The organism is Rhizobium sp. BT03 (genome assembly GCF_030053155.1).
Taxonomy (GTDB): Bacteria; Pseudomonadota; Alphaproteobacteria; order Rhizobiales; family Rhizobiaceae; genus Rhizobium.
On sequence record NZ_CP125640.1, the window covers coordinates 476,774 to 496,305 of the forward strand.

Consider the following 19,532-nt stretch of genomic DNA (forward strand, 5'->3'; position numbering starts at 1 on the left):
CTGAACATTTGGAATGCGAATAAAGGATAGCAATATGACTATGCATGAAGCCGACCTGGAGCGGCGTTTCACCCTGGCCAAATCCCTTGCTGCGGAGGCTGGTGCTTTGGCGCTCGACTATTTCAACAAGCGCGAGACTCTTGTGATCGAGACCAAGCGCGATCTTCAGGATGTCGTGTCGATCGCGGACCGGAACGTCGAGACCTTCCTGCGTGAGCGGGTTGCGGCAGCAATTCCCGAGGACGGTTTCCTCGGCGAGGAGTTTGGCCATCAAGCGGGACGTTCCGGCTACACCTGGGTTGTCGATCCAATCGACGGCACCGCGCCCTTCGTCAATGGCATGCCCACCTGGTGCGTTTCGGTCGCTGTCCTATACCAAGGTGTCCCGGTCATCGGCGTGATCCACGCGCCCTGTGCGAGCGAGCTTTATGCCGCGGCCGTCGGCTTTGGAGCGAGCTTGAATGGTCAGGTGCTGTTGCTCGATCCCTCCCGCACGATACAGAACGCCATGACGGGTATTGGCTGCAATACGCACGTCGCTCCGGAGGTTGTCGGCGCCATCATAACGGCGTTGCTCGCCAGCGGCGGCACGTTCATTCGCAACGGCTCCGGAGCGCTGATGCTTGCCTATGTCGCTGCAGGGCGTCTCGTCGGCTATTATGAGCCTCACATGCGGGCTTGGGACTGCATGGCGGGTTATTGCCTGGTGAAAGAAGCCGGCGGCGAGTACCTGCCCTTCCCGACCGAGGGGGAAGATTTGTTCAAGGGGCATCCCGTCCTCGCAAGCAACCCTTCCGCGTATTCGGAATTGCTGGCGATTCACAATCTGCGCAACGGCGATATGACCGCACGATAGAGCAAGCTACTGGCGGCGAGCGCAGGGCTGACAACGGCGAATGGTTGCGCCTACAACTGATTGTCAGAATCTGTCATGAACACGCTCAGGCAGGTGAAGAACAAGCGAATTCAATAACCTTCGATCGCCATGAAGACTCCGAGAAAACGCAGCAAGCCTCGACCAGACAAGTCTCAGCCATTGCTGCGGCAGCTCGCCGCCGTTCCTGCCAAGCTGTTTTCGGGTGCATTCCGCCAACAATACGGCGCGATTTGCTTCCGCTACGCCAATGACGGGCCGGGGATCGAAATCCTGGTGATCACATCGCGCGAGAGTGCGCGCTGGGTCATTCCGAAAGGGTGGCCGATGAAAGGGAAGAAGCCGTTTGAAGCGGCAGCGATCGAAGCCTGGGAGGAAGCAGGCGTGCGCGGGACGGTGAGGAAAAAACCGGTCGGCCGCTACACCTATCTGAAAGAACTCGACAATGGCGACGTCGCTCCCTGCATCGTCGATTTGTTTCAGGTTGAAGTCATCGAGATCAGCAACGACTTCAAGGAGCAAGGCCAGCGCATTCTCGAATGGGTCAGCCCCGATGAAGCGGCGCGACGCGTTCGCGAGGTCGAACTCAAGTCGCTGCTCGTCGAGTTTGAAGTCCGCGGGCGCGCAAAGCGATCCTCGCTGACGGCTGTCACCTCCGCGAAGTAACTTGCATGATGATAGTCACTGCTGTAGTGACATCCCCATGCAGCGGACGAGCTTCAGCCAATTCAAATGCCCGGCGGCGCGCGCGCTCGACAGCGTCGGCGACTGGTGGAGCATTCTGATCCTGCGCGACGCCTTTCAGGGGCTGTCGCGCTTCGACGATTTCCAGAGGAGCCTCGGGGTGGCGCCGAACATCCTGACGCGGCGGCTCAAACAGCTGACGGATCAGGGGCTGTTCGAACGACGGCTCTACCACCAGCGCCCTGCCCGCTACGAATATCGGCTGACGGACAAGGGCCGCGATTTCTTTCCGGTGCTGATGACGCTGTTTTCCTGGGGAAGCCGGCACATGCCGGAGCAAGATCTCGCCTTTCTGCTGGGTGACCGCGCTTCGGGCAGAGAGCGCCAAACAGTGCTGGTCGACGCACGGACCGGCGAAGAAGTGACACCCGAAAACACCAGCCTGCTTGCAGGCCCCGCAGCCGACGACGAGGTGCACGCGCGGATCGCCCGCATGCGCGCCTGGTATCTCGGCATCGACGCATAGAGAGGAAAATATCATGCACCGCATTGTTGTCACCGGCATGGGACTCGTCTCGCCACTCGGCACTGGCGTCGAGCCCGCCTGGAGGCGCCTTCTTGACGGCGGCTCGGGGCTAAGAGTGCTTTCGGACGATGTCGTCGGCGAACTGCCGGCCAAGGTCGGCGGCATTGTTCCTGGCACGACCGAGGATGCGGAGGCCGGTTTCGATCCCGACCGTTACATCCCGCCCAAGGACCAGAAGAAGATGGACCGCTTTATCCAGTTCGCCATGGCGGCGACAGAGGAAGCAGTGAAACAGGCCGGCTGGATGCCCACCGACGAGGGCGCGCGCGAACGCACGGCAACGATCATCGCCTCGGGTGTCGGCGGCTTTCCTGCCATCGCCGAGGCGGTCCGGATCGGTGAGGCGCGCGGCGTGCGGCGGCTGTCTCCCTTCACCGTGCCCTCCTTCCTCGTCAACCTCGCCGCCGGTCAGGTCAGCATCCGCTACGGTTTCAAGGGGCCGCTCGGCGCGCCGGTGACGGCCTGCGCGGCCAGCGTCCAGGCGATCGGCGATGCGGCACGGCTGATCCGCTCCGGCGAGGCGGATGTGGCGATCTGCGGCGGCGCCGAGGCCTGCATCGACAAGGTGAGCCTCGGCGGTTTTGCCGCCGCGCGTGCCCTTTCCACCGGTTTCAACGAGACACCGGAGCTGGCCTCGCGGCCCTTCGACACGGCGCGCGACGGCTTCGTCATGGGCGAAGGCGCCGGCATTCTGGTCATCGAAACGCTCGAACATGCGCTTGCCCGCGGCGCCACGCCGCTTGCCGAACTCGTCGGCTACGGCACGGCGGCGGACGCCTACCACATGACCTCGGGTCCCGAAGACGGCGACGGCGCGCGCCGGGCGATCGAGGCGGCGCTCCGTCAGGCCGAGATCCCGGGGTCCGAGGTCAAGCACCTGAACGCGCATGCGACCTCGACACCGGTCGGTGACAAAGGCGAGATCGCGGCGATCGGCACGGTCTTCGGCCGGGATGGCGGCATTGCCGTCAGCGCGACGAAATCGGCGACCGGCCATCTGCTGGGTGCTGCCGGCGGGCTGGAGGCGATCTTCACCATCCTGGCGTTGCGCGACCAGATCGCGCCGCCGACCCGCAACCTTGATGAAGCCGATCCTGATGCCGACGGCATCGATATTGTCGGCAAGGCGGCGCGGCCGCTGGCAACGGACTATGCCATTACCAACGGTTTCGGCTTCGGCGGCGTGAATGCCAGCGCCCTCTTCCGCCGCTGGTCGTAAAGTCCGCTTTTCTTGCGCTGGAAATGGCCTACACTTCCGCTCTATCGGGATCTTTTCCCCCGATAGAGCCGGAGATCCCCATGCGCGCCTTCTTCGCAGTTGTCATTCTGTGTGCCGCGTCCCTCCTCTCCCCTGTCTCGGCCCGCGCCGAAGATCCGATCGACGCCACACGGACGATGATCGAGGAACAGATCAAGGCCTTCCTCAACGAGGATGCCGAAACCGCCTATTCCTTCGCCGCTCCCGGCATCAAGGCGATGTATCCCGACAAGAACCTGTTCTTCGCCATGGTGAAGAAGAGCTATGAGCCGGTCTATCACCCCGGCAACTATGCCTTCGGCCGCAGCCGCTCGATCGACAACGGCGCGCTGATCTATCACGAGGTGCTGATCTCGGGCCGCGACGGCAAGGACTGGACGGCGATCTACCAGATCACCCGCCAGCCGGACGGCAGCTACCGGATCAACGGCGTGCAGATCATGCCGGATGCCGACAGCAAGGGCATCTGACGCGCTGTTCTTGGCTGGATGAAACACTGCTTAGCATTTGGACCCGTTACACTAACTATTTTGAAATCGTGCTGGAGTAAAAAACCCCAGCAGGGGGACTGGCAGGTTGAATACTGGCAAGCAATTTTTCACAGCTCTTGAGGCCTTGCGGGGAATCGCGGCCATCATGGTCATGTTCCTGCATACCGGCGGCACGCTTGGTCCGATACCGGTCAATATCAGCTACCTTGCCGTTGATCTCTTCTTTCTCTTGAGCGGCGTCGTTCTTGCAAGTTCATACGAAAGCCAACTGGCAACGGGACAGATTTCGCCTGCCAGATTTCTGCTGCAGCGGATCATTCGGCTTTATCCTGTCTATCTGCTATCGCTTCCTGTCGGCCTCGTCAGCTATGCCGTTCAATTCGGCTTGGATTACCTCACCCTGGCCGGCCTTCTGCTGAGGGCGATTCTGTTCATTCCAAATGCAGGCACGGGCGGCGCCTTTCCGTTAAACGGGCCGAGCTGGTCGCTCTTCTTCGAACTCTGGGCTGGCGTGCTGTTTTCCGTTCTTCTGGTGCGACTTTCGTCCAGAATTTTGCTCGCCATCGCCCTCGGGACAGCGGGTATCACCTTGTACGGAGCCCTTGGAGGCAATTTCGACATTGGCCATCAGGCGGGCTACTTCGGATTTGGCTTCTCGAGAATTTTGTTCTCGTTCTCGCTCGGGATCTGCCTTTACAGGTTGTACGAGGTTCGGACGCCGAATGCAGTCAATAGAGGCAACACCATCGGCATTTTCCTCTGTGGCTGCCTGATTGTGATCACGAATATGCCCGCCAGCACATTCTACGGTTTTCCCTATTTTGATCTTTTCATATGCTTGGTGATTTTCCCGGCCATTGTCTGGATCGCAATGCGCACGAGGCAGACCGGCCTTGTCGAGCTGGCATTCCGTTGGCTGGGGATCGTTTCCTATCCGATTTATATCCTGCACGCGCCCATCTTCGAGTTGCTGCATTTGCTGCGGCAAAAGGGCTTTGACCTGCCGGCCTCCCCGGCAGCCGGTATGGTCGTCGTGATGGCGATTTTCATCATGGCCGGCATCGTCGCCATTCACTTCGACGAGCCAGTGCGCAAAAAGCTCAAAACAATGATTGCGCCAAGACCAGCATCTGAGCTTCCCGCGGAGAGCCGCGCTGGAGCGGGCTAGCCTTACACCGGGTCGAGATCGCCCCTTGCCCATTCCTCCATTGTCTCCGCCATGAAATCGGCGAAGCGGCCTTCGGCGATTGCCTTGCGGATGCCCTGCATCAGTTCCTGGTAGTAGGCCAGATTGTGCCAGGAGAGCAGCATGCCGCCGAGCGCCTCGTTGGCGCGGACGAGATGGTGCAGATAGGCGCGGGAATAATCGCGCGAGGCCGGGCAGTTCGATTGTTCGTCGAGCGGCCGCATGTCCTCGGCATGACGGGCATTGCGGATATTGACCTTGCCGCGGCGGGTGAAGGCGAGGCCGTGGCGGCCGGAACGGGTCGGCATGACGCAGTCGAACATGTCGATGCCGCGGGCGACCGATTTCAGCATATCGTCAGGCGTTCCGACACCCATGAGGTAACGCGGCTTCTCGAGAGGAAGCACGGGCAGCGTCGTTTCCAGCATCCGCAGCATGACGTCCTGCGGTTCGCCGACGGCAAGGCCGCCGACCGCATAACCCTTGAGGTCGAGCTGGCTCAGCGCCTCGGCCGACCGGATGCGCAGCGCCGGAATGTCACCGCCCTGGACGATGCCGAACATCGCCTTTCCGGGCTGCTCGCCGAAGGCGACCCGGCAGCGCTCGGCCCAGCGCAGCGACATTTCCATGGCGCGCTCGATCTCCTTCGGCTCGGCCGGCAGCGCCACGCATTCGTCGAGCTGCATCTGGATGTCGGAGCCGAGCAGCCCCTGGATTTCGATGGAGCGCTCCGGCGACATATGGTGCAGGCTGCCGTCGACATGCGACTTGAAGGTGACGCCCTGCTCATCGAGCTTGCGCAGGCCGGAGAGCGACATCACCTGAAAACCGCCGGAATCCGTCAGGATCGGGTGTTCCCAGCGGATCAGCTTGTGCAGGCCGCCGAGGCGGGCGACGCGCTCGGCACTGGGGCGCAGCATCAGATGATAGGTATTGCCGAGGATAATGTCGGCACCGGTCTCACGCACCTGGTCGAGATACATCGCCTTGACGGTGCCGACGGTGCCCACCGGCATGAAGGCCGGCGTGCGGATCGTGCCGCGCGGCATGGAAATCTCGCCGAGGCGCGCGCCGGCATCGGTCTTCTTCAACGTGAATTGGAAGGTCTCTGTCATTTGTCTTTCCGGAAAAGAAGGCTCGCGTCTCCGTAGGAGTAGAAGCGGTAGCCTGTCGAAATGGCGTGTTCATAGGCCGCATGCATGGTTTCGAAGCCGGCAAAAGCCGAGACCAGCATGAACAGTGTCGAGCGCGGCAGGTGGAAATTGGTCATCAGCATGTCGACCGCCTTGAAACGGTAGCCGGGTGTGATGAAGATACCGGTGGCGCCGGCCCAGGGTTTGATCTCTCCGCTTTCCCCGGCCGCACTTTCGATGAGCCGCAGCGAGGTCGTGCCGACGCAGACAATACGCCCGCCCCTTGCCTTGACGGCATTCAGCCGGGCGGCGATTTCACCACTGACATAACCGCTTTCGAGATGCATCTTGTGATCGTCGGTATCGTCGGCCTTCACGGGCAGGAAGGTGCCGGCGCCGACATGCAGCGTGACGAAATGGCGTTCGATGCCGGCCTTATCCAGCGCCGCAAACAGATCAGGCGTGAAGTGCAGGCCGGCGGTGGGCGCGGCGACGGCGCCCTCCTCGCGGGCATAGATCGTCTGGTAATCCGCGCGGTCGCGCTCGTCCTCGGGTCGCTTGGCGGCGATATAGGGCGGCAACGGAATGTGGCCGACGGCGGCGATCGCCTCGTCGAGCGCCGGGCCGGACAGATCGAAGGCGAGCGTCACTTCGCCGGCCTCGCCCTTTTCCTCGACGGTGGCATCGAGCGCGCCGAGGAAACAGCTTTCGCCGCTATGACCGAAGGCGATGCGGTCGCCCTCCTTGATGCGCTTGCCGGGTTTGGCAAAGGCCTTCCAGCGGCTGGGGCCGATGCGCATATGCAGCGTTGCCGACACTTGCTGGCCGCCGGCGCCGTCGCGATGGCGGATGCCTTCGAGCTGAGCTGGAATGACCTTGGTATCGTTGAAGACGAGCGCGTCACCGGCGCGCAGAAACGACGGCAGATCGTAAACGTGATGATCCGAGAGCGCGCTTTCCGCATCGGGCACGCTTTCAGCATGCGGATTGACGACGAGCAGGCGGGCGCTATCGCGCGGTTCGGCGGGCCGCAGCGCAATGCGTTCATCCGGCAGGTCGAAATCGAAAAGGTCTACGCGCATCGAGGTACTTCCAGGCAAAGCGAAACCCGCCCCGCGCTTTCGCGCAAGGGCGGGTTCCAGCAGAAATCACAATCAGACGTCGGCGGCAACCCGCATCGAGACGATCGAGTCCGGATCGGAAACCGGCTCGCCGCGCTTGATCTTGTCGACGTTTTCCATGCCTTCGATGACCTGGCCCCAGACGGAATACTGCTTGTTCAGCCAGGGCGCGTCGGTGAAGCAGATGAAGAACTGCGAATTGGCCGAGTTCGGGTTCTGCGAACGCGCCATCGAGCAAGTGCCGCGCGTATGGGTGGTCGCGGAGAATTCGGCCTTCAGATCCGGCTTGGAGGAGCCGCCCATGCCGGCTCGGCCGGGATTGAAGGTTTCCGAACCCTTCTTGCCATATTCGACATCGCCCGTCTGAGCCATGAAATCCTGGATGACGCGGTGGAAGACGACGCCGTCATAGGCCTTCTCGCGAGCGAGTTCCTTGATGCGGGCGACATGCTCGGGGGCGACCTGCGGCAGAAGCTGAATGACAACCTTGCCCTTGGTGGTTTCCAGAATGATGGTGTTTTCGGGATCCTTGATCTCGGCCATTGTCTTCTCCTCTTGTTTGTCTCGTAACTTACTTCTTGCCCAGGGTGACCTTGATCATCCGGTCGGGACTTTTGACTTCGCCGTTCTGGCCTTCGCCGCGCTTGATCTTGTCGACATTCTCCATGCCGGACACGACTTTGCCGACGACGGTGTACTGGCCGTTCAGGAAGGAGCCGTCGGCGAACATGATGAAGAACTGCGAGTTGGCGGAATTCGGATCCTGCGACCGGGCCATGCCGACCGTGCCGCGCACGAACGGTGTCTTGGAGAATTCAGCCGGAAGGTCCGGAAGGTCGGAGCCGCCGGTGCCGGCCAGGCTCGCATCAAAGTTCTTTTCCATGTTGCCGTATTTCACGTCGCCGGTCTGGGCCATGAAACCCTCGATGACGCGATGGAAGGCGACGTTGTCGTATTCGCCCTTCTTGGCCAGCGCCTCGATCTGGGCGACATGCTTCGGCGCCACCTCAGGCATGAGCTGGATGACGACAGGGCCGTTCTTCAACTGGATGGTGAGATAATGATCGGCCGACTGGGCGAAGGCGTCCCCCGCGAAGGAGGCGAGATACAACACGCCGGCAAATGCGAGATAAAAGAGTTTCATATGGGCTCCGTTGCGGCGGGTTTCGCCTGGTCTTTGCGCTTGCCAGACTTCGTACTTATCAGTCTGGGCGCTTGGATGTGAGGGCTTGCAAGACGGCTGCCGGCACGAAGGCGCTGACATCGCCGCCCATGGCGGCGATCTGGCGGACCAATGTGGCGGTAATGGGCCGCGAGGCCGTGCCTGCCGGCAAAAAGATGGTCTGGATATCGGGCGCCATCGTTCTGTTCATGCCGGCCATCTGCATTTCGTAATCAAGATCTGTGCCGTCGCGAAGGCCGCGGATCAGAAGCGTGGCGCCATGGGCGCGGGCGGCATCGACGACCAGATTGTCGAAGGCGACGACGTCGATGTCGCCGGTCTTGCCGGGCAGCGCTTCGGCCAGCGAAAGGCGGATCAGCTCGGCTCTCTCCTCGAAGGAAAAGAGCGGCGCCTTACCAGGATGGATGCCGATCGCAACGATCACCTTTTCGGCGACGTTCAGCGCCTGGACCAGAACATCCACATGCCCATTGGTGATCGGGTCGAAGGACCCGGGATAAAAAGCTGTCGTCATCTGGCCCGACCGTTGGTTTGACGCCTTTTGTCACGGATGCCGCCTTGCCGCAAGTGATTTGGCCAATCGTCCCGGCCGGTTGAACGGTGGATGAACGGCCCGTTCAAGGCGGTTTCAGACAGGATCTGCTTAATTCAGATCATCAAGACAGCCGATGCCATTCCGACATCCGGCGCCTCCCGAAAGACCACTTCCATGCTGATCGTGCTCGTTGCACTTGCCGTCGTTTCCTCGCTTGCCGCCGAGATGGCCTATGGCTATTTCGCCGATCGCTACGAGGTCAGCTGGGTGCGGCCGGAGCTTGCCGAGCATGCGGCGATCGTGCGCGCCCAGGGCCGGCTGCGCGCAAAAAACGACGTTCGAATCTGAACGCCAGATGAACGAGACATTCAAGGAGGCTTCAGATCGGCATTGGTAAACACCGCCTCAACATCCGGCGGAACCATTTTAAAACGGATGCGTTCATTCAACCGATACATAGATGCGATTATCGCGGCAGGAAGGACTAAAGATGCCCGGCAAGATTACGATGATTAACGTGCTCTGGATGGTAATGGTCACGGGCATGCTGACCGCAACTGTCGCTCTCTATGATCAGAAGGTTGATACGTCCAAGGTTTATGGCCCTTATGCTTCGGCCCGGACGGCCGTACTGGGCCAGTACTGAGGGGCGAGAACGCAACTCCCCAGGAAAGGAATGCCTATGTTCACGATCTTGACAGTGCTCACCGCCCTTATCAGCGTCATGTTCATAGTGTCTGTAGCCTCGACGATATCGGCGCTCCGGCGCGAAGGTGAAGAGGTCAAGGCGCTGAACGAAAAACATAGCGCATTCTGACATTCTATCTTCCCCCTTCCCCACCTTGAGCGGCACCCTTCCGCTGCCAAGGCCTTTCAAAGCCGGATGCACCCAGCGTCCGGCTTTTTCTTTGGTTGGCGGTAAAGACAAGCGCCACTTGAAAAGAAAAGGGCGGCCCGAAGCCGCCCCGTTCATCCGGTCATTCCTCGGCCGGCCCGGCCGGATCACCATCGGCAGCCGGCGCGTCGCCGGCAGCTGATTCGCCGGTCACCGCGGCGCCTTCAGCGACCTCGACAGCCTCCTCCGCCTCATCCTCCTCGGGCTCGCTGATGCGCTCGACAGAGACGACCTTCTCGTCCTTGGCCGTCGAGAAGATGGTGACGCCCTTGGTGGCGCGGCTGGCGATGCGGATGCCGCCGACCGGCACGCGGATCAGCTGGCCGCCGTCGGAGACAAGCATAATCTGGTCACCGTCATCGACCGGGAAGGCCGCGACCAATTCTCCGATCTCGCCTGTTTTCGACGTATCGGTGGCGCGGATACCCTTGCCGCCGCGGCCGGAGATGCGGAAATCGTAAGAAGACGAGCGCTTGCCGAAACCCTTTTCCGAGACCGTCAGCACGAATTGTTCGCGTGCCTTCAGCTCTTCATAGCGCTCGTCAGAGAGCTGTCCCTCCTCGGTGACTTCTTCACCGACCAGCGCGATATCCTCTTCATCTACGCCTATCGCTCGACGTTCGGTGGCGGAACGTTTGAGATAGGCGGCGCGCTCCCATGGCTCGGCATCCACATGGCCGACGATCGTCATCGAGATGATGCGGTCGCCCTCGCCGAGATTGATGCCGCGCACGCCGATCGAGTTGCGGCCGGCAAAGACGCGGACGTCGTCGACGGAGAAGCGGATGCACTGGCCGAGCGCCGTCGTCAGCAACACGTCGTCGCTGTCCGTGCAGGTCTCGACCGAGAGGATTTCGTCCCCCTCCTCGTCCAGCTTCATCGCGATCTTGCCGTTGCGGTTGACCTGGACGAAATCCGACAGCTTGTTGCGGCGAACCGTGCCGCGCGTCGTCGAGAACATGACGTCGAGATTGTCCCAGCTCTCCTCGTCCTCGGGCAAGGGCAGGATGGTGGTGATGCGCTCGCCGGGGGCGAGCGGCAGCATGTTGATGAGCGCCTTGCCGCGCGATGTCGGCGTGCCGATCGGCAGACGCCAGACCTTTTCCTTGTAGACGATGCCGCGCGAGGAGAAGAACAGGACCGGCGTATGGGTGTTAACAACAAATAGCCGGCTAACGAAATCCTCGTCGCGGGTGGTCATGCCGGAGCGGCCCTTGCCGCCGCGGCGCTGGGCGCGATAGGTGGTCAGCGGCACGCGCTTGATATAGCCGAGATGCGAGACGGTGACGACCATGTCCTCGCGGGCGATCAGATCCTCGTCGTCCATTTCGAGGCCGCCATCGACGATCTCGGTGCGGCGCGGCGTGCCGAATTCGTCACGCACGGCAGTGAGCTCATCCTTGACGATAGTCTGGATGCGGACGCGCGAAGAGAGAATATCGAGGTAATCCTTGATTTCCTCGCCGATCTTATTGAGTTCATCGCCGATTTCGTCGCGGCCAAGGGCCGTCAGACGGGCAAGGCGCAGTTCGAGGATGGCGCGGGCCTGCTCTTCGGAGAGGTTGTAGGTCAGGTCCTCGTTGATGCGGTGGCGCGGATCGTCGATCAGACGGATCAGGCTTTCGACATCTTCGGCCGGCCAGCGGCGGGTCATCAGTTCTTCGCGCGCCGACTGCGGGTCGGGCGCCTGGCGGATGACGCGGATGACTTCATCGATATTGGCGACGGCAATGGCGAGGCCGACCAACACATGGGCCCGGTCCCGCGCCTTGCGCAGCAGGAATTTCGTTCTCCGGCTAACGACTTCTTCGCGGAAGGAGACGAAAGCGCGCAGCATGTCGAGCAGCGTCAGCTGCTCCGGCTTGCCGCCGTTCAGCGCCACCATGTTGCAGCCGAAAGACGTCTGCAGCGGCGTATAACGATAAAGCTGGTTGAGGATGACCTCGGCATTGGCGTCGCGCTTCAATTCGACGACGACGCGATAGCCCTGGCGGTCGGATTCGTCGCGCAGATCGGAGATGCCTTCGATGCGCTTGTCGCGCACCAACTCGGCCATCTTCTCGATCATCGTCGCCTTGTTCACCTGGTAGGGAATCTCAGTGATGATGATCTGCTCGCGGTCGCCGCGCATCGGCTCGATGGCGGCAACGCCGCGCATGATGACCGAACCGCGGCCGGTTTCATAAGCCGAGCGAATGCCGGCGCGGCCGAGGATCTTCGCACCCGTCGGGAAGTCCGGGCCGGGAATGATCTGCATCAGTTCCGGCAACTCGATCGCCGGATCGTCGATCAGCGCGATGCAGCCGTCGATGACTTCGGAGAGATTGTGCGGCGGGATATTCGTCGCCATGCCGACGGCGATGCCGCCGGCGCCGTTGACGAGCAGGTTCGGGAACTTGGCGGGAACCACGACCGGCTCGGAGAGCGTGCCGTCGTAGTTGTCTCGGAAATCGACGGTTTCCTTGTCGAGATCGTCGAGCAGCGAATGGGCAGCCTTTTCGAGGCGGCATTCAGTATAACGTTCGGCCGCCGGCGGATCACCATCGACCGAACCGAAATTGCCCTGGCCATCGATCAGCGGCAGACGCAGCGACCAGGGCTGGGCCATGCGGGCCAGCGCATCATAGATCGCCGAATTGCCGTGCGGATGGTATTTACCCATCACGTCACCGGTGACGCGGGCGCATTTGACGTATTTCTTGTTCCAGTCGATGCCGAGCTCGGACATGCCATAGAGGATACGCCGGTGCACGGGCTTCAGGCCGTCGCGCACGTCGGGCAGCGCGCGGCTGACGATGACGCTCATGGCGTAATCGAGATACGACCGCTGCATTTCCTCCATGATGGAGATGGGCTCGATGCCTGGCGGGAGCTTCCCGCCGCCGGGGGGTGTTTGCTCAGTCAAAACAGATCACGATCTCTTCTAGAATCACTTGAAGATTTATAGCGGAAAGCCTGTTCCCGCGCCAATTTCACGGGGCGTTTTGAACAGGCTTTTGCGGCTTAAAGAGGGTAAAACATGCAAGTCGCGCGGCCTGACCTGGAGAAATCCGCCTCAGGCCGTCGCGGGGTATTTGCCAAATCGGAATACCCGCTTCACAATTATAAAACCACGCATAAAAACCACGCGACTATATGGGGTTCCGGAGAGACGATGGCAAGCGCCGACCTATTGATCAACGCCTTCACGACGCTGCTCGTCACCATCGATCCGCCGGGGCTGGCCCCGATCTTCCTGGGGCTGACGACGGGCATGAGCCGCGCCCAGCGCACGCAGGTCGCGCTGCGCGGCTCGACCATCGCCTTCATCATCCTCGCCGTCTTCGCGCTGTTCGGGGCCGGCGTGCTCAGCGTGCTCGGCATTTCGATCGGCGCCTTCCGGATCGCCGGCGGCCTGCTGCTCTTCTGGATCGCCTTCGAGATGGTGTTCGAGCGGCGCCAGGAACGCAAGGAGAAGGCGAGCGAGGCTGCCGTCACCAAGGATCATATCGAGAATATCGCCGTCTTCCCCCTCGCTTTGCCGCTGATCGCCGGTCCCGGTGCGATCTCGGCGACGATCCTGCTTGCCGGCACGCTGCCGACCTCGGTCGAAAAAGCCCAGCTGATCGCCGTCATCGCCGCCAATCTGCTGCTGACCTTCCTGATGCTGCTGATTGCCGAAAGGCTCGACCGTTTCCTCGGCGTTACCGGCCGAGCGATCCTGACACGGCTCCTCGGCGTCATCCTCGCCGCCCTAGCGGTGCAATTCGTCGTCGACGGCGCGAAAGCGGCGCTCAATCTGATCAGTGCGACGCCGCATTGATGGATCCCGCCGCGAGCGTGCGGCGGCTTGCGATAACGAGATGCGGAAACAGCGTGGCAATCGAAGCTGAAAGATAGCGACACACTTTAGGCAGCCAGAAGTGCGACCGCCTTCTCGGGCGTTTCAGGAGCCTGCGTCATCGTCAAAGCGCGCAGTATCGCCCTCGTCAACTCGCGAAAAACCTCTATCGACGAATCGATCTCCGAATGGGCCATACGATCAAATGAGAGAATGCCAAAACCGGGGGCACCTTCCCTCAGATCCTCTACTCCCCTGAAAAGGCCCGGCAGGTATTCTGCTGCAAATCCGGCAAGTACTTTGTCGTAACTGGAAGCAAGCGATAGGGGCCAACTCTCGCCATTGGAAGGCTCAACTGGGACGTCCACCCGCAGGCCTTGCTTATCAGTGGACAGATCCAGCCGTGCTGACAGCAGGCCATATAAGGTCATGCCCCCAACCGGCCGAGCTATTTCCACAGCCACGCTTTTCCGGTGGGCGATGCCTTCTCCACCGGCGAAAACTCTGTTCTCCCAAAGATGGGATGCAGTTGATCTGAGCAATGGCGGTGCCTCGTCCAACCAAAGTCGGAGACGTGCACCGGAGGTTTTCTCAAAGGTGTGGCAACTCATGCAGAAATTCCCCAGCGAGCTTTTGCAATGCCGTCCCATCCAGGACTTCAGTTGCAGTGGAAAAAGCCATCGTCGCGACCAAAGAAAAAGAGCATGACGCCGTCCAGGGCATCATGCTCTCAATTCTTACTCAAACCAGGATCGGCAACCGATCAGAACGGGATGTCGTCGTCGAGATCCCGCGAGAAGTTGCCGCCGCCACCGCCGCGGCTTGGCGATGAGGAGGGAGCCGAGGCGCCGTAGTCGTCGCCATAATCATTGTTGCCGCTGCCGCCACGGCCGCCGCCGGAGCTTGCACCGCCGCCTTCACCGCGGCCATCCAGCATGGTCAGCGTCGAACCGAAGCCCTGCAGCACCACTTCCGTCGAGTAGCGGTCCTGGCCCTGCTGATCCTGCCATTTGCGGGTCTGCAGCTGGCCTTCGATATAGAGCTTGGCGCCCTTCTTCACATATTGCTCGACGACCTTGCACAGGCCCTCGTTGAAGACGACGACGGTATGCCATTCGGTCTTCTCGCGGCGCTCGCCGGAATTGCGGTCGCGCCAGGTCTCCGAGGTCGCGATGCGGAGATTGGCGATCGGCCGGCCATCCTGAGTGCGGCGGATTTCCGGGTCCGCACCGACGTTTCCAATCAGAATTACCTTGTTTACGCTACCAGCCATGCTTCTCACCCTGCCTGCCGCCCTGCCCGGCGGCGTTAATCGATCAGCGCACCTTAAACCATCGCGGACCGCCGATGCGCGTAAACGGTCGTTCATCCACATGTTTATCCCATTAGAACGCCGCATGGGTTCATCAGGAATTTTGTTCTTTATTTGTTCTAAATTATCCGTATGATCCTGTCAACAGAATCGAAAACCTTGAGCCTTCCCGGATATTCAGCCTCGACTCGCCCGCCGGCATCACTAAATAAGGGCTGTTATCCAGAAAACCAAAGCAGAGACGATGAGCGAACTGAAGACGATCTCCATCCGCGGCGCGCGCGAGCACAATCTGAAGAGCATCGATCTCGATCTGCCGCGCAACAAGCTGATCGTCATGACCGGTCTTTCGGGCTCCGGCAAGTCCTCGCTTGCCTTCGACACGATCTATGCCGAGGGCCAGCGCCGTTATGTCGAGAGCCTGTCGGCCTATGCCCGGCAGTTCCTCGAAATGATGCAGAAGCCCGACGTCGACCAGATCGACGGGCTGTCACCGGCGATTTCGATCGAGCAGAAGACTACCTCGCGCAACCCGCGCTCGACGGTCGGCACCGTCACCGAGATCTACGACTATATGCGCCTGCTCTTTGCCCGCGTCGGCGTTCCCTATTCGCCGGCGACCGGCCTGCCGATCGAGAGCCAGACCGTCAGCCAGATGGTCGACCGCATCCTCGATTTCGGCGAAGGCACCCGTCTTTATATTCTCGCGCCGCTCGTGCGCGGGCGCAAGGGCGAATACAAAAAGGAACTGGCGGAGCTGATGAAGAAGGGCTTCCAGCGCGTCAAGGTCGACGGCCAGTTCTACGAGATCGCCGAGGCGCCGGTGCTCGACAAGAAATACAAGCACGATATCGACGTGGTGGTCGACCGCATCGTCGTGCGCTCGGATGTCTCGGCGCGCCTCGCCGACAGCCTGGAAACCTGCCTCAAGCTCGCCGACGGGCTGGCGGTTGCCGAATTCGCCGACAAGCCGCTGCCGCCGGAAGAGACCTCGGCCGGCGGCTCGGCCAACAAGTCGCTGAACGAGACGCATGAGCGCGTGCTGTTTTCGGAGAAATTCGCCTGCCCGGTCTCCGGTTTCACCATTCCCGAGATCGAGCCCCGGCTGTTCTCCTTTAACAACCCCTTCGGCGCCTGCCCGACCTGCGACGGCCTCGGCGCCCAGCAGAAAATCGATCCGGATCTGATCGTGCCGGAGCCCGAACGGACGCTGCGCGACGGCGCGATCGCCCCCTGGGCCAAGTCGACTTCGCCCTACTACAACCAGACGCTTGAGGCGCTCGGCAAACATTACGGCTTCAAGCTCGGCACCCGCTGGAACGATCTTTCCCACGAGGCCAAGGACGTCATCCTCAACGGCACCGACGACAAGATCGAATTCCATTACGCCGACGGCGCCCGCTCCTATACGACGCAGAAGAATTTCGAAGGCATCATCACCAATCTCGAGCGCCGCTGGAAGGAAACCGATTCCGCCTGGGCGCGCGAGGACATCGAGCGCTTCATGTCGGCAGCCCCCTGCCCGTCCTGCAACGGCTTCCGCCTGAAGCCGGAGGCCTTAGCGGTGAAGATAAGCACGCTGCATATCGGTGAAGTCACCGGCATGTCGATCCGCGTCGCCCGTGACTGGTTCGAGACTCTGCCGGCAAGCTTCAATGCCAAGCAGAACGAGATCGCCGTGCGCATCCTCAAGGAAATCCGCGACCGGCTGCGCTTCCTCAACGATGTCGGCCTGGAATATCTCAGCCTGTCGCGCAACTCCGGCACGCTGTCGGGCGGCGAAAGCCAGCGCATCCGGCTGGCCTCGCAGATCGGTTCGGGCCTGACCGGCGTGCTCTACGTGCTCGACGAACCGTCGATCGGCCTGCATCAGCGCGACAATGCCCGGCTGCTCGACACGCTGAAACACCTGCGCGACATCGGCAACACGGTCATCGTCGTCGAACATGACGAGGATGCGATCCTGACGGCCGACGACGTGGTCGATATCGGCCCGGCCGCCGGCATTCACGGCGGCCAGGTCATCGCCCACGGCACGCCGCAGGACATCATGGACAATCCGAAGTCGCTGACCGGCAAATATCTGTCGGGCGAACTCGGCGTTCCCATTCCCGACGAGCGCCGCAAGCAGAAGAAGGGCCGCGAGATCAAAGTGGTCGGCGCGCGCGGCAATAATCTGAAGAACGTCACGGCGGCAATCCCACTCGGCGTGTTCACGGCGGTGACCGGCGTTTCCGGCGGCGGAAAATCCACCTTCCTGATCGAGACGCTGTATAAATCGGCGGCGCGGCGCGTCATGGGCGCGCGCGAAAACCCGGCCGATCACGACCGCATCGACGGCTTCGAGCATATCGACAAGGTGATCGACATCGACCAGTCGCCGATCGGCCGCACGCCGCGCTCGAACCCGGCGACCTATACCGGCGCCTTCACGCCGATCCGCGACTGGTTCGCCGGCCTGCCGGAAGCCAAGGCCCGCGGCTACCAGCCGGGCCGCTTCTCCTTCAACGTCAAGGGCGGACGCTGCGAAGCCTGCCAGGGCGACGGCGTCATCAAGATCGAGATGCACTTCCTGCCGGATGTCTACGTCACCTGCGACGTTTGCCACGGCAAGCGCTATAACAGGGAGACGCTCGACGTCACCTTCAAGCAGAAGTCGATCGCCGACGTCCTCGACATGACGGTGGAGGAAGGCGTCGATTTCTTCGCGGCAGTACCGGCAGTCCGCGACAAGCTGCAGTCGCTGAAGGATGTCGGCCTCGGCTACATCAAGGTCGGCCAGCAGGCGAATACGCTTTCGGGTGGCGAGGCGCAGCGTGTCAAGCTCGCCAAGGAACTGTCGAAACGCTCGACCGGTCGCACCCTTTATATTCTCGACGAACCGACGACCGGCCTGCATTTCCACGACGTCGCCAAGCTGCTCGAGATGCTGCATGAGCTGGTCAACCAGGGCAATTCCGTGGTGGTGATCGAGCACAATCTCGAAGTCATCAAGACCGCCGACTGGGTGCTGGATTTCGGCCCCGAAGGCGGCGATGGCGGCGGCGAGATCGTCGCAACAGGCACGCCCGAGGCGATCGTCAAGGAGAAACGCTCCTACACCGGGCAGTTCCTCAAGGAATTGCTGGAACGGCGGCCGGCAAAGAGGGCGGCTGCGGCGGAATGACGATGAGGCCGGCGTCGCCCGATGATCTCCAAACGATCGCGACGCTGACGGCAGCCGCCTATCGCCCCTATACCGAACTCTTCGGTGCTCCGCCTGTCCCGGTGACGGAAGATTACGCGCCACGCATCGAACGCGGCGAGGTGTGGCTGCGTGACATCGACGGCGAAATAGCCGGGCTCATGGTCGTCGAACGGCATTCGGATCACCTCATGCTGTTCAGCATCGCGGTCTCGCCGGCCTTTCAGGGTACCGGACATGGTCTGGCGATGCTGGCTGGAAAGCAAGGCGCGCGAATGGGCGCAGCCTGAGATCCGGCTCTACACCAATGCGCTGATGGAGCGGAATATCGCGCTCTATCGCGGCTTCGGGTTTCAGGAAACGGGTCGCCGGCCGAACCCTTATCGGCCAGGATGGATGCTCGTCGATATGACGAAAGACATTGATGCGGCCTGAACGGCTGCGAACCGGGAGGACGACATGACGAAATCCGGCACTATCCGCACCGGCATCGGCGGCTGGACCTTCGAGCCCTGGCGCGGGCATTTCTTTCCAGATGACCTCAAACAAAAGGACGAGCTGAATTATGCCAGCCGCCAGCTGAAGGTCATCGAGGTCAACGGCACCTATTACAGCACCCAGAAGCCGGCGGTCTTCGCGAAATGGGCAGCCGATGTGCCCGACGGCTTCATCTTTTCGCTGAAGGCCACGCGGTTCGTCACCAATCGGCGGGTGCTTGCCGAAGCCGGTGAATCGATGGAGCGGTTCCTGTCATCTGGAATCAGCGAGCTCGGCGATCATCTCGGGCCGCTGCTCTGGCAGTTCGCGCCGACGAAGAAGTTCGATCCGGAGGATTTCGAGGCCTTCCTGAAGCTGCTGCCGGAAAAGCAGGACGGGCTGGCGCTCCGCCACGTGGTCGAGGTCCGGCACGATTCCTTCAAGGTGCCGGAATTCGTCGCCCTGCTGGCGAGATACGGCGTGGCGCCGGTTTGCGCCGAACATTTCGAATATCCGATGATCGCCGACGTGACGGCCGATTTCGTCTATGCCAGGCTGCAGAAGGGATCGGACGATATCGCAACCTGCTATCCCGACAAGGACCTGAAGGCCTGGGCGGACCGGCTCGAGACCTGGGCCGATGGCAAGGTACCCGACGATCTGCCGCTGATCGATAAGGGGCGCAAGGTCAAGGCCGAGCCGCGCGACGTCTTCGCCTTCATGATCCATGAGGGCAAGGTGAACGCGCCGCATGGAGCGATCGCCCTGCAGAAATTGCTCGAGAAATAGATCG

At 61.5% G+C, this 19,532-nt stretch carries 20 protein-coding genes and 1 pseudogene; 13 read left to right on the top strand and 8 right to left on the bottom strand.

Annotation, left to right across the window (positions count from 1 at the left end; translation table 11 throughout):
* The first annotated feature begins 34 nt into the window (after positions 1 to 34).
* From QMO80_RS02290 to QMO80_RS02315, 6 genes are all read left to right on the top strand, one after another.
* On the top strand, positions 35 to 856 hold the full coding sequence (locus QMO80_RS02290) for an inositol monophosphatase family protein (protein ID WP_283198729.1): 822 nt from the start codon (positions 35 to 37) through the stop codon (positions 854 to 856).
* A gap of 129 nt (positions 857 to 985) precedes the next feature.
* Positions 986 to 1,540 carry an NUDIX hydrolase gene (locus tag QMO80_RS02295; protein WP_283198730.1) on the top strand — a complete coding sequence of 185 codons (555 nt, stop codon included), beginning with the start codon at positions 986 to 988 and terminating at the stop codon, positions 1,538 to 1,540.
* A gap of 37 nt (positions 1,541 to 1,577) precedes the next feature.
* On the top strand, positions 1,578 to 2,084 hold the full coding sequence (locus tag QMO80_RS02300) for a helix-turn-helix domain-containing protein (RefSeq protein WP_283198731.1): 507 nt from the start codon (positions 1,578 to 1,580) through the stop codon (positions 2,082 to 2,084).
* A 13-nt stretch (positions 2,085 to 2,097) separates the two neighbouring features.
* Entirely contained in the window at positions 2,098 to 3,363 is a 1,266-nt protein-coding gene (fabF, locus tag QMO80_RS02305) for a beta-ketoacyl-ACP synthase II (protein ID WP_283198732.1), read from the top strand.
* Between the two features lie 80 nt (positions 3,364 to 3,443).
* The gene (locus QMO80_RS02310) at positions 3,444 to 3,872 is read left to right on the top strand and encodes a DUF4864 domain-containing protein (protein WP_283198733.1); all 429 of its coding nucleotides are present in this window, start codon (positions 3,444 to 3,446) and stop codon (positions 3,870 to 3,872) included.
* 106 nt (positions 3,873 to 3,978) lie between these two features.
* Positions 3,979 to 5,061, top strand: a complete 1,083-nt coding sequence (locus QMO80_RS02315; protein ID WP_283198734.1) for an acyltransferase — start codon at positions 3,979 to 3,981, stop codon at positions 5,059 to 5,061.
* A 2-nt stretch (positions 5,062 to 5,063) separates the two neighbouring features.
* Here the strand turns inward: QMO80_RS02315 and tgt are convergent, their stop codons facing one another.
* From tgt to coaD, 5 genes are all read right to left on the bottom strand, one after another.
* Positions 5,064 to 6,194 carry a tRNA guanosine(34) transglycosylase Tgt gene (gene tgt, locus QMO80_RS02320; RefSeq protein WP_283198735.1) on the bottom strand — a complete coding sequence of 377 codons (1,131 nt, stop codon included), beginning with the start codon at positions 6,192 to 6,194 and terminating at the stop codon, positions 5,064 to 5,066.
* The gene (gene queA / locus QMO80_RS02325) at positions 6,191 to 7,294 is read right to left on the bottom strand and encodes a tRNA preQ1(34) S-adenosylmethionine ribosyltransferase-isomerase QueA (RefSeq protein WP_283198736.1); all 1,104 of its coding nucleotides are present in this window, start codon (positions 7,292 to 7,294) and stop codon (positions 6,191 to 6,193) included. Before queA ends, tgt begins: the two co-directional genes overlap by 4 nt.
* A gap of 72 nt (positions 7,295 to 7,366) precedes the next feature.
* Positions 7,367 to 7,876 carry a peptidylprolyl isomerase gene (locus QMO80_RS02330; RefSeq protein ID WP_085737256.1) on the bottom strand — a complete coding sequence of 170 codons (510 nt, stop codon included), beginning with the start codon at positions 7,874 to 7,876 and terminating at the stop codon, positions 7,367 to 7,369.
* Positions 7,877 to 7,904: 28 nt separating this feature from the next.
* On the bottom strand, positions 7,905 to 8,477 hold the full coding sequence (locus tag QMO80_RS02335; RefSeq protein ID WP_283198737.1) for a peptidylprolyl isomerase: 573 nt from the start codon (positions 8,475 to 8,477) through the stop codon (positions 7,905 to 7,907).
* 58 nt (positions 8,478 to 8,535) lie between these two features.
* Complete coding sequence (coaD, locus tag QMO80_RS02340) at positions 8,536 to 9,030, bottom strand: pantetheine-phosphate adenylyltransferase (protein ID WP_064838471.1); 495 nt, start codon at positions 9,028 to 9,030, stop codon at positions 8,536 to 8,538.
* 90 nt (positions 9,031 to 9,120) lie between these two features.
* Between coaD and QMO80_RS02345 the strand changes: the two genes are divergently transcribed.
* The 3 genes from QMO80_RS02345 (at position 9,121) to QMO80_RS02355 (ending at position 9,868) form a co-directional block, all read left to right on the top strand.
* Positions 9,121 to 9,399 (top strand): hypothetical protein, encoded by a 279-nt coding sequence (locus QMO80_RS02345; protein WP_283198738.1) that lies wholly within the window; start codon positions 9,121 to 9,123, stop codon positions 9,397 to 9,399.
* A gap of 142 nt (positions 9,400 to 9,541) precedes the next feature.
* A complete protein-coding gene (locus tag QMO80_RS02350; protein WP_003539654.1) occupies positions 9,542 to 9,697 on the top strand; it encodes a hypothetical protein in 156 nt (51 codons plus the stop codon).
* 36 nt (positions 9,698 to 9,733) lie between these two features.
* Positions 9,734 to 9,868 carry a hypothetical protein gene (locus QMO80_RS02355; protein WP_010056528.1) on the top strand — a complete coding sequence of 45 codons (135 nt, stop codon included), beginning with the start codon at positions 9,734 to 9,736 and terminating at the stop codon, positions 9,866 to 9,868.
* Positions 9,869 to 10,028: 160 nt separating this feature from the next.
* On the opposite strand, the gene gyrA is transcribed toward QMO80_RS02355, so the two are convergent.
* Positions 10,029 to 12,851 carry a DNA gyrase subunit A gene (gene gyrA / locus QMO80_RS02360; RefSeq protein WP_283198739.1) on the bottom strand — a complete coding sequence of 941 codons (2,823 nt, stop codon included), beginning with the start codon at positions 12,849 to 12,851 and terminating at the stop codon, positions 10,029 to 10,031.
* Positions 12,852 to 13,100: 249 nt separating this feature from the next.
* On the opposite strand from gyrA, the gene QMO80_RS02365 reads away from it, so the two are divergent.
* Positions 13,101 to 13,748, top strand: a complete 648-nt coding sequence (locus tag QMO80_RS02365; RefSeq protein ID WP_184342289.1) for a MarC family protein — start codon at positions 13,101 to 13,103, stop codon at positions 13,746 to 13,748.
* An 86-nt stretch (positions 13,749 to 13,834) separates the two neighbouring features.
* Here the strand turns inward: QMO80_RS02365 and QMO80_RS02370 are convergent, their stop codons facing one another.
* On the bottom strand, positions 13,835 to 14,377 hold the full coding sequence (locus tag QMO80_RS02370; RefSeq protein ID WP_283198740.1) for a hypothetical protein: 543 nt from the start codon (positions 14,375 to 14,377) through the stop codon (positions 13,835 to 13,837).
* A 152-nt stretch (positions 14,378 to 14,529) separates the two neighbouring features.
* Positions 14,530 to 15,039: a single-stranded DNA-binding protein gene (locus tag QMO80_RS02375; RefSeq protein ID WP_283198741.1), complete on the bottom strand. Its 510-nt coding sequence runs from the start codon at positions 15,037 to 15,039 to the stop codon at positions 14,530 to 14,532.
* A gap of 283 nt (positions 15,040 to 15,322) precedes the next feature.
* On the opposite strand from QMO80_RS02375, the gene uvrA reads away from it, so the two are divergent.
* The 3 genes and pseudogenes from uvrA to QMO80_RS02390 all read left to right on the top strand — a co-directional run bounded on the left by uvrA (position 15,323) and on the right by QMO80_RS02390 (position 19,528).
* Positions 15,323 to 18,244: an excinuclease ABC subunit UvrA gene (gene uvrA, locus QMO80_RS02380; RefSeq protein ID WP_283198742.1), complete on the top strand. Its 2,922-nt coding sequence runs from the start codon at positions 15,323 to 15,325 to the stop codon at positions 18,242 to 18,244.
* Positions 18,241 to 18,697, top strand: a pseudogene (locus QMO80_RS02385) (GNAT family N-acetyltransferase). The gene uvrA and the pseudogene QMO80_RS02385 overlap by 4 nt, the downstream one beginning before the upstream one ends.
* 24 nt (positions 18,698 to 18,721) lie before the next feature.
* Positions 18,722 to 19,528, top strand: a complete 807-nt coding sequence (locus QMO80_RS02390) for a DUF72 domain-containing protein (RefSeq protein WP_283198743.1) — start codon at positions 18,722 to 18,724, stop codon at positions 19,526 to 19,528.
* Positions 19,529 to 19,532 lie beyond the last annotated feature (4 nt).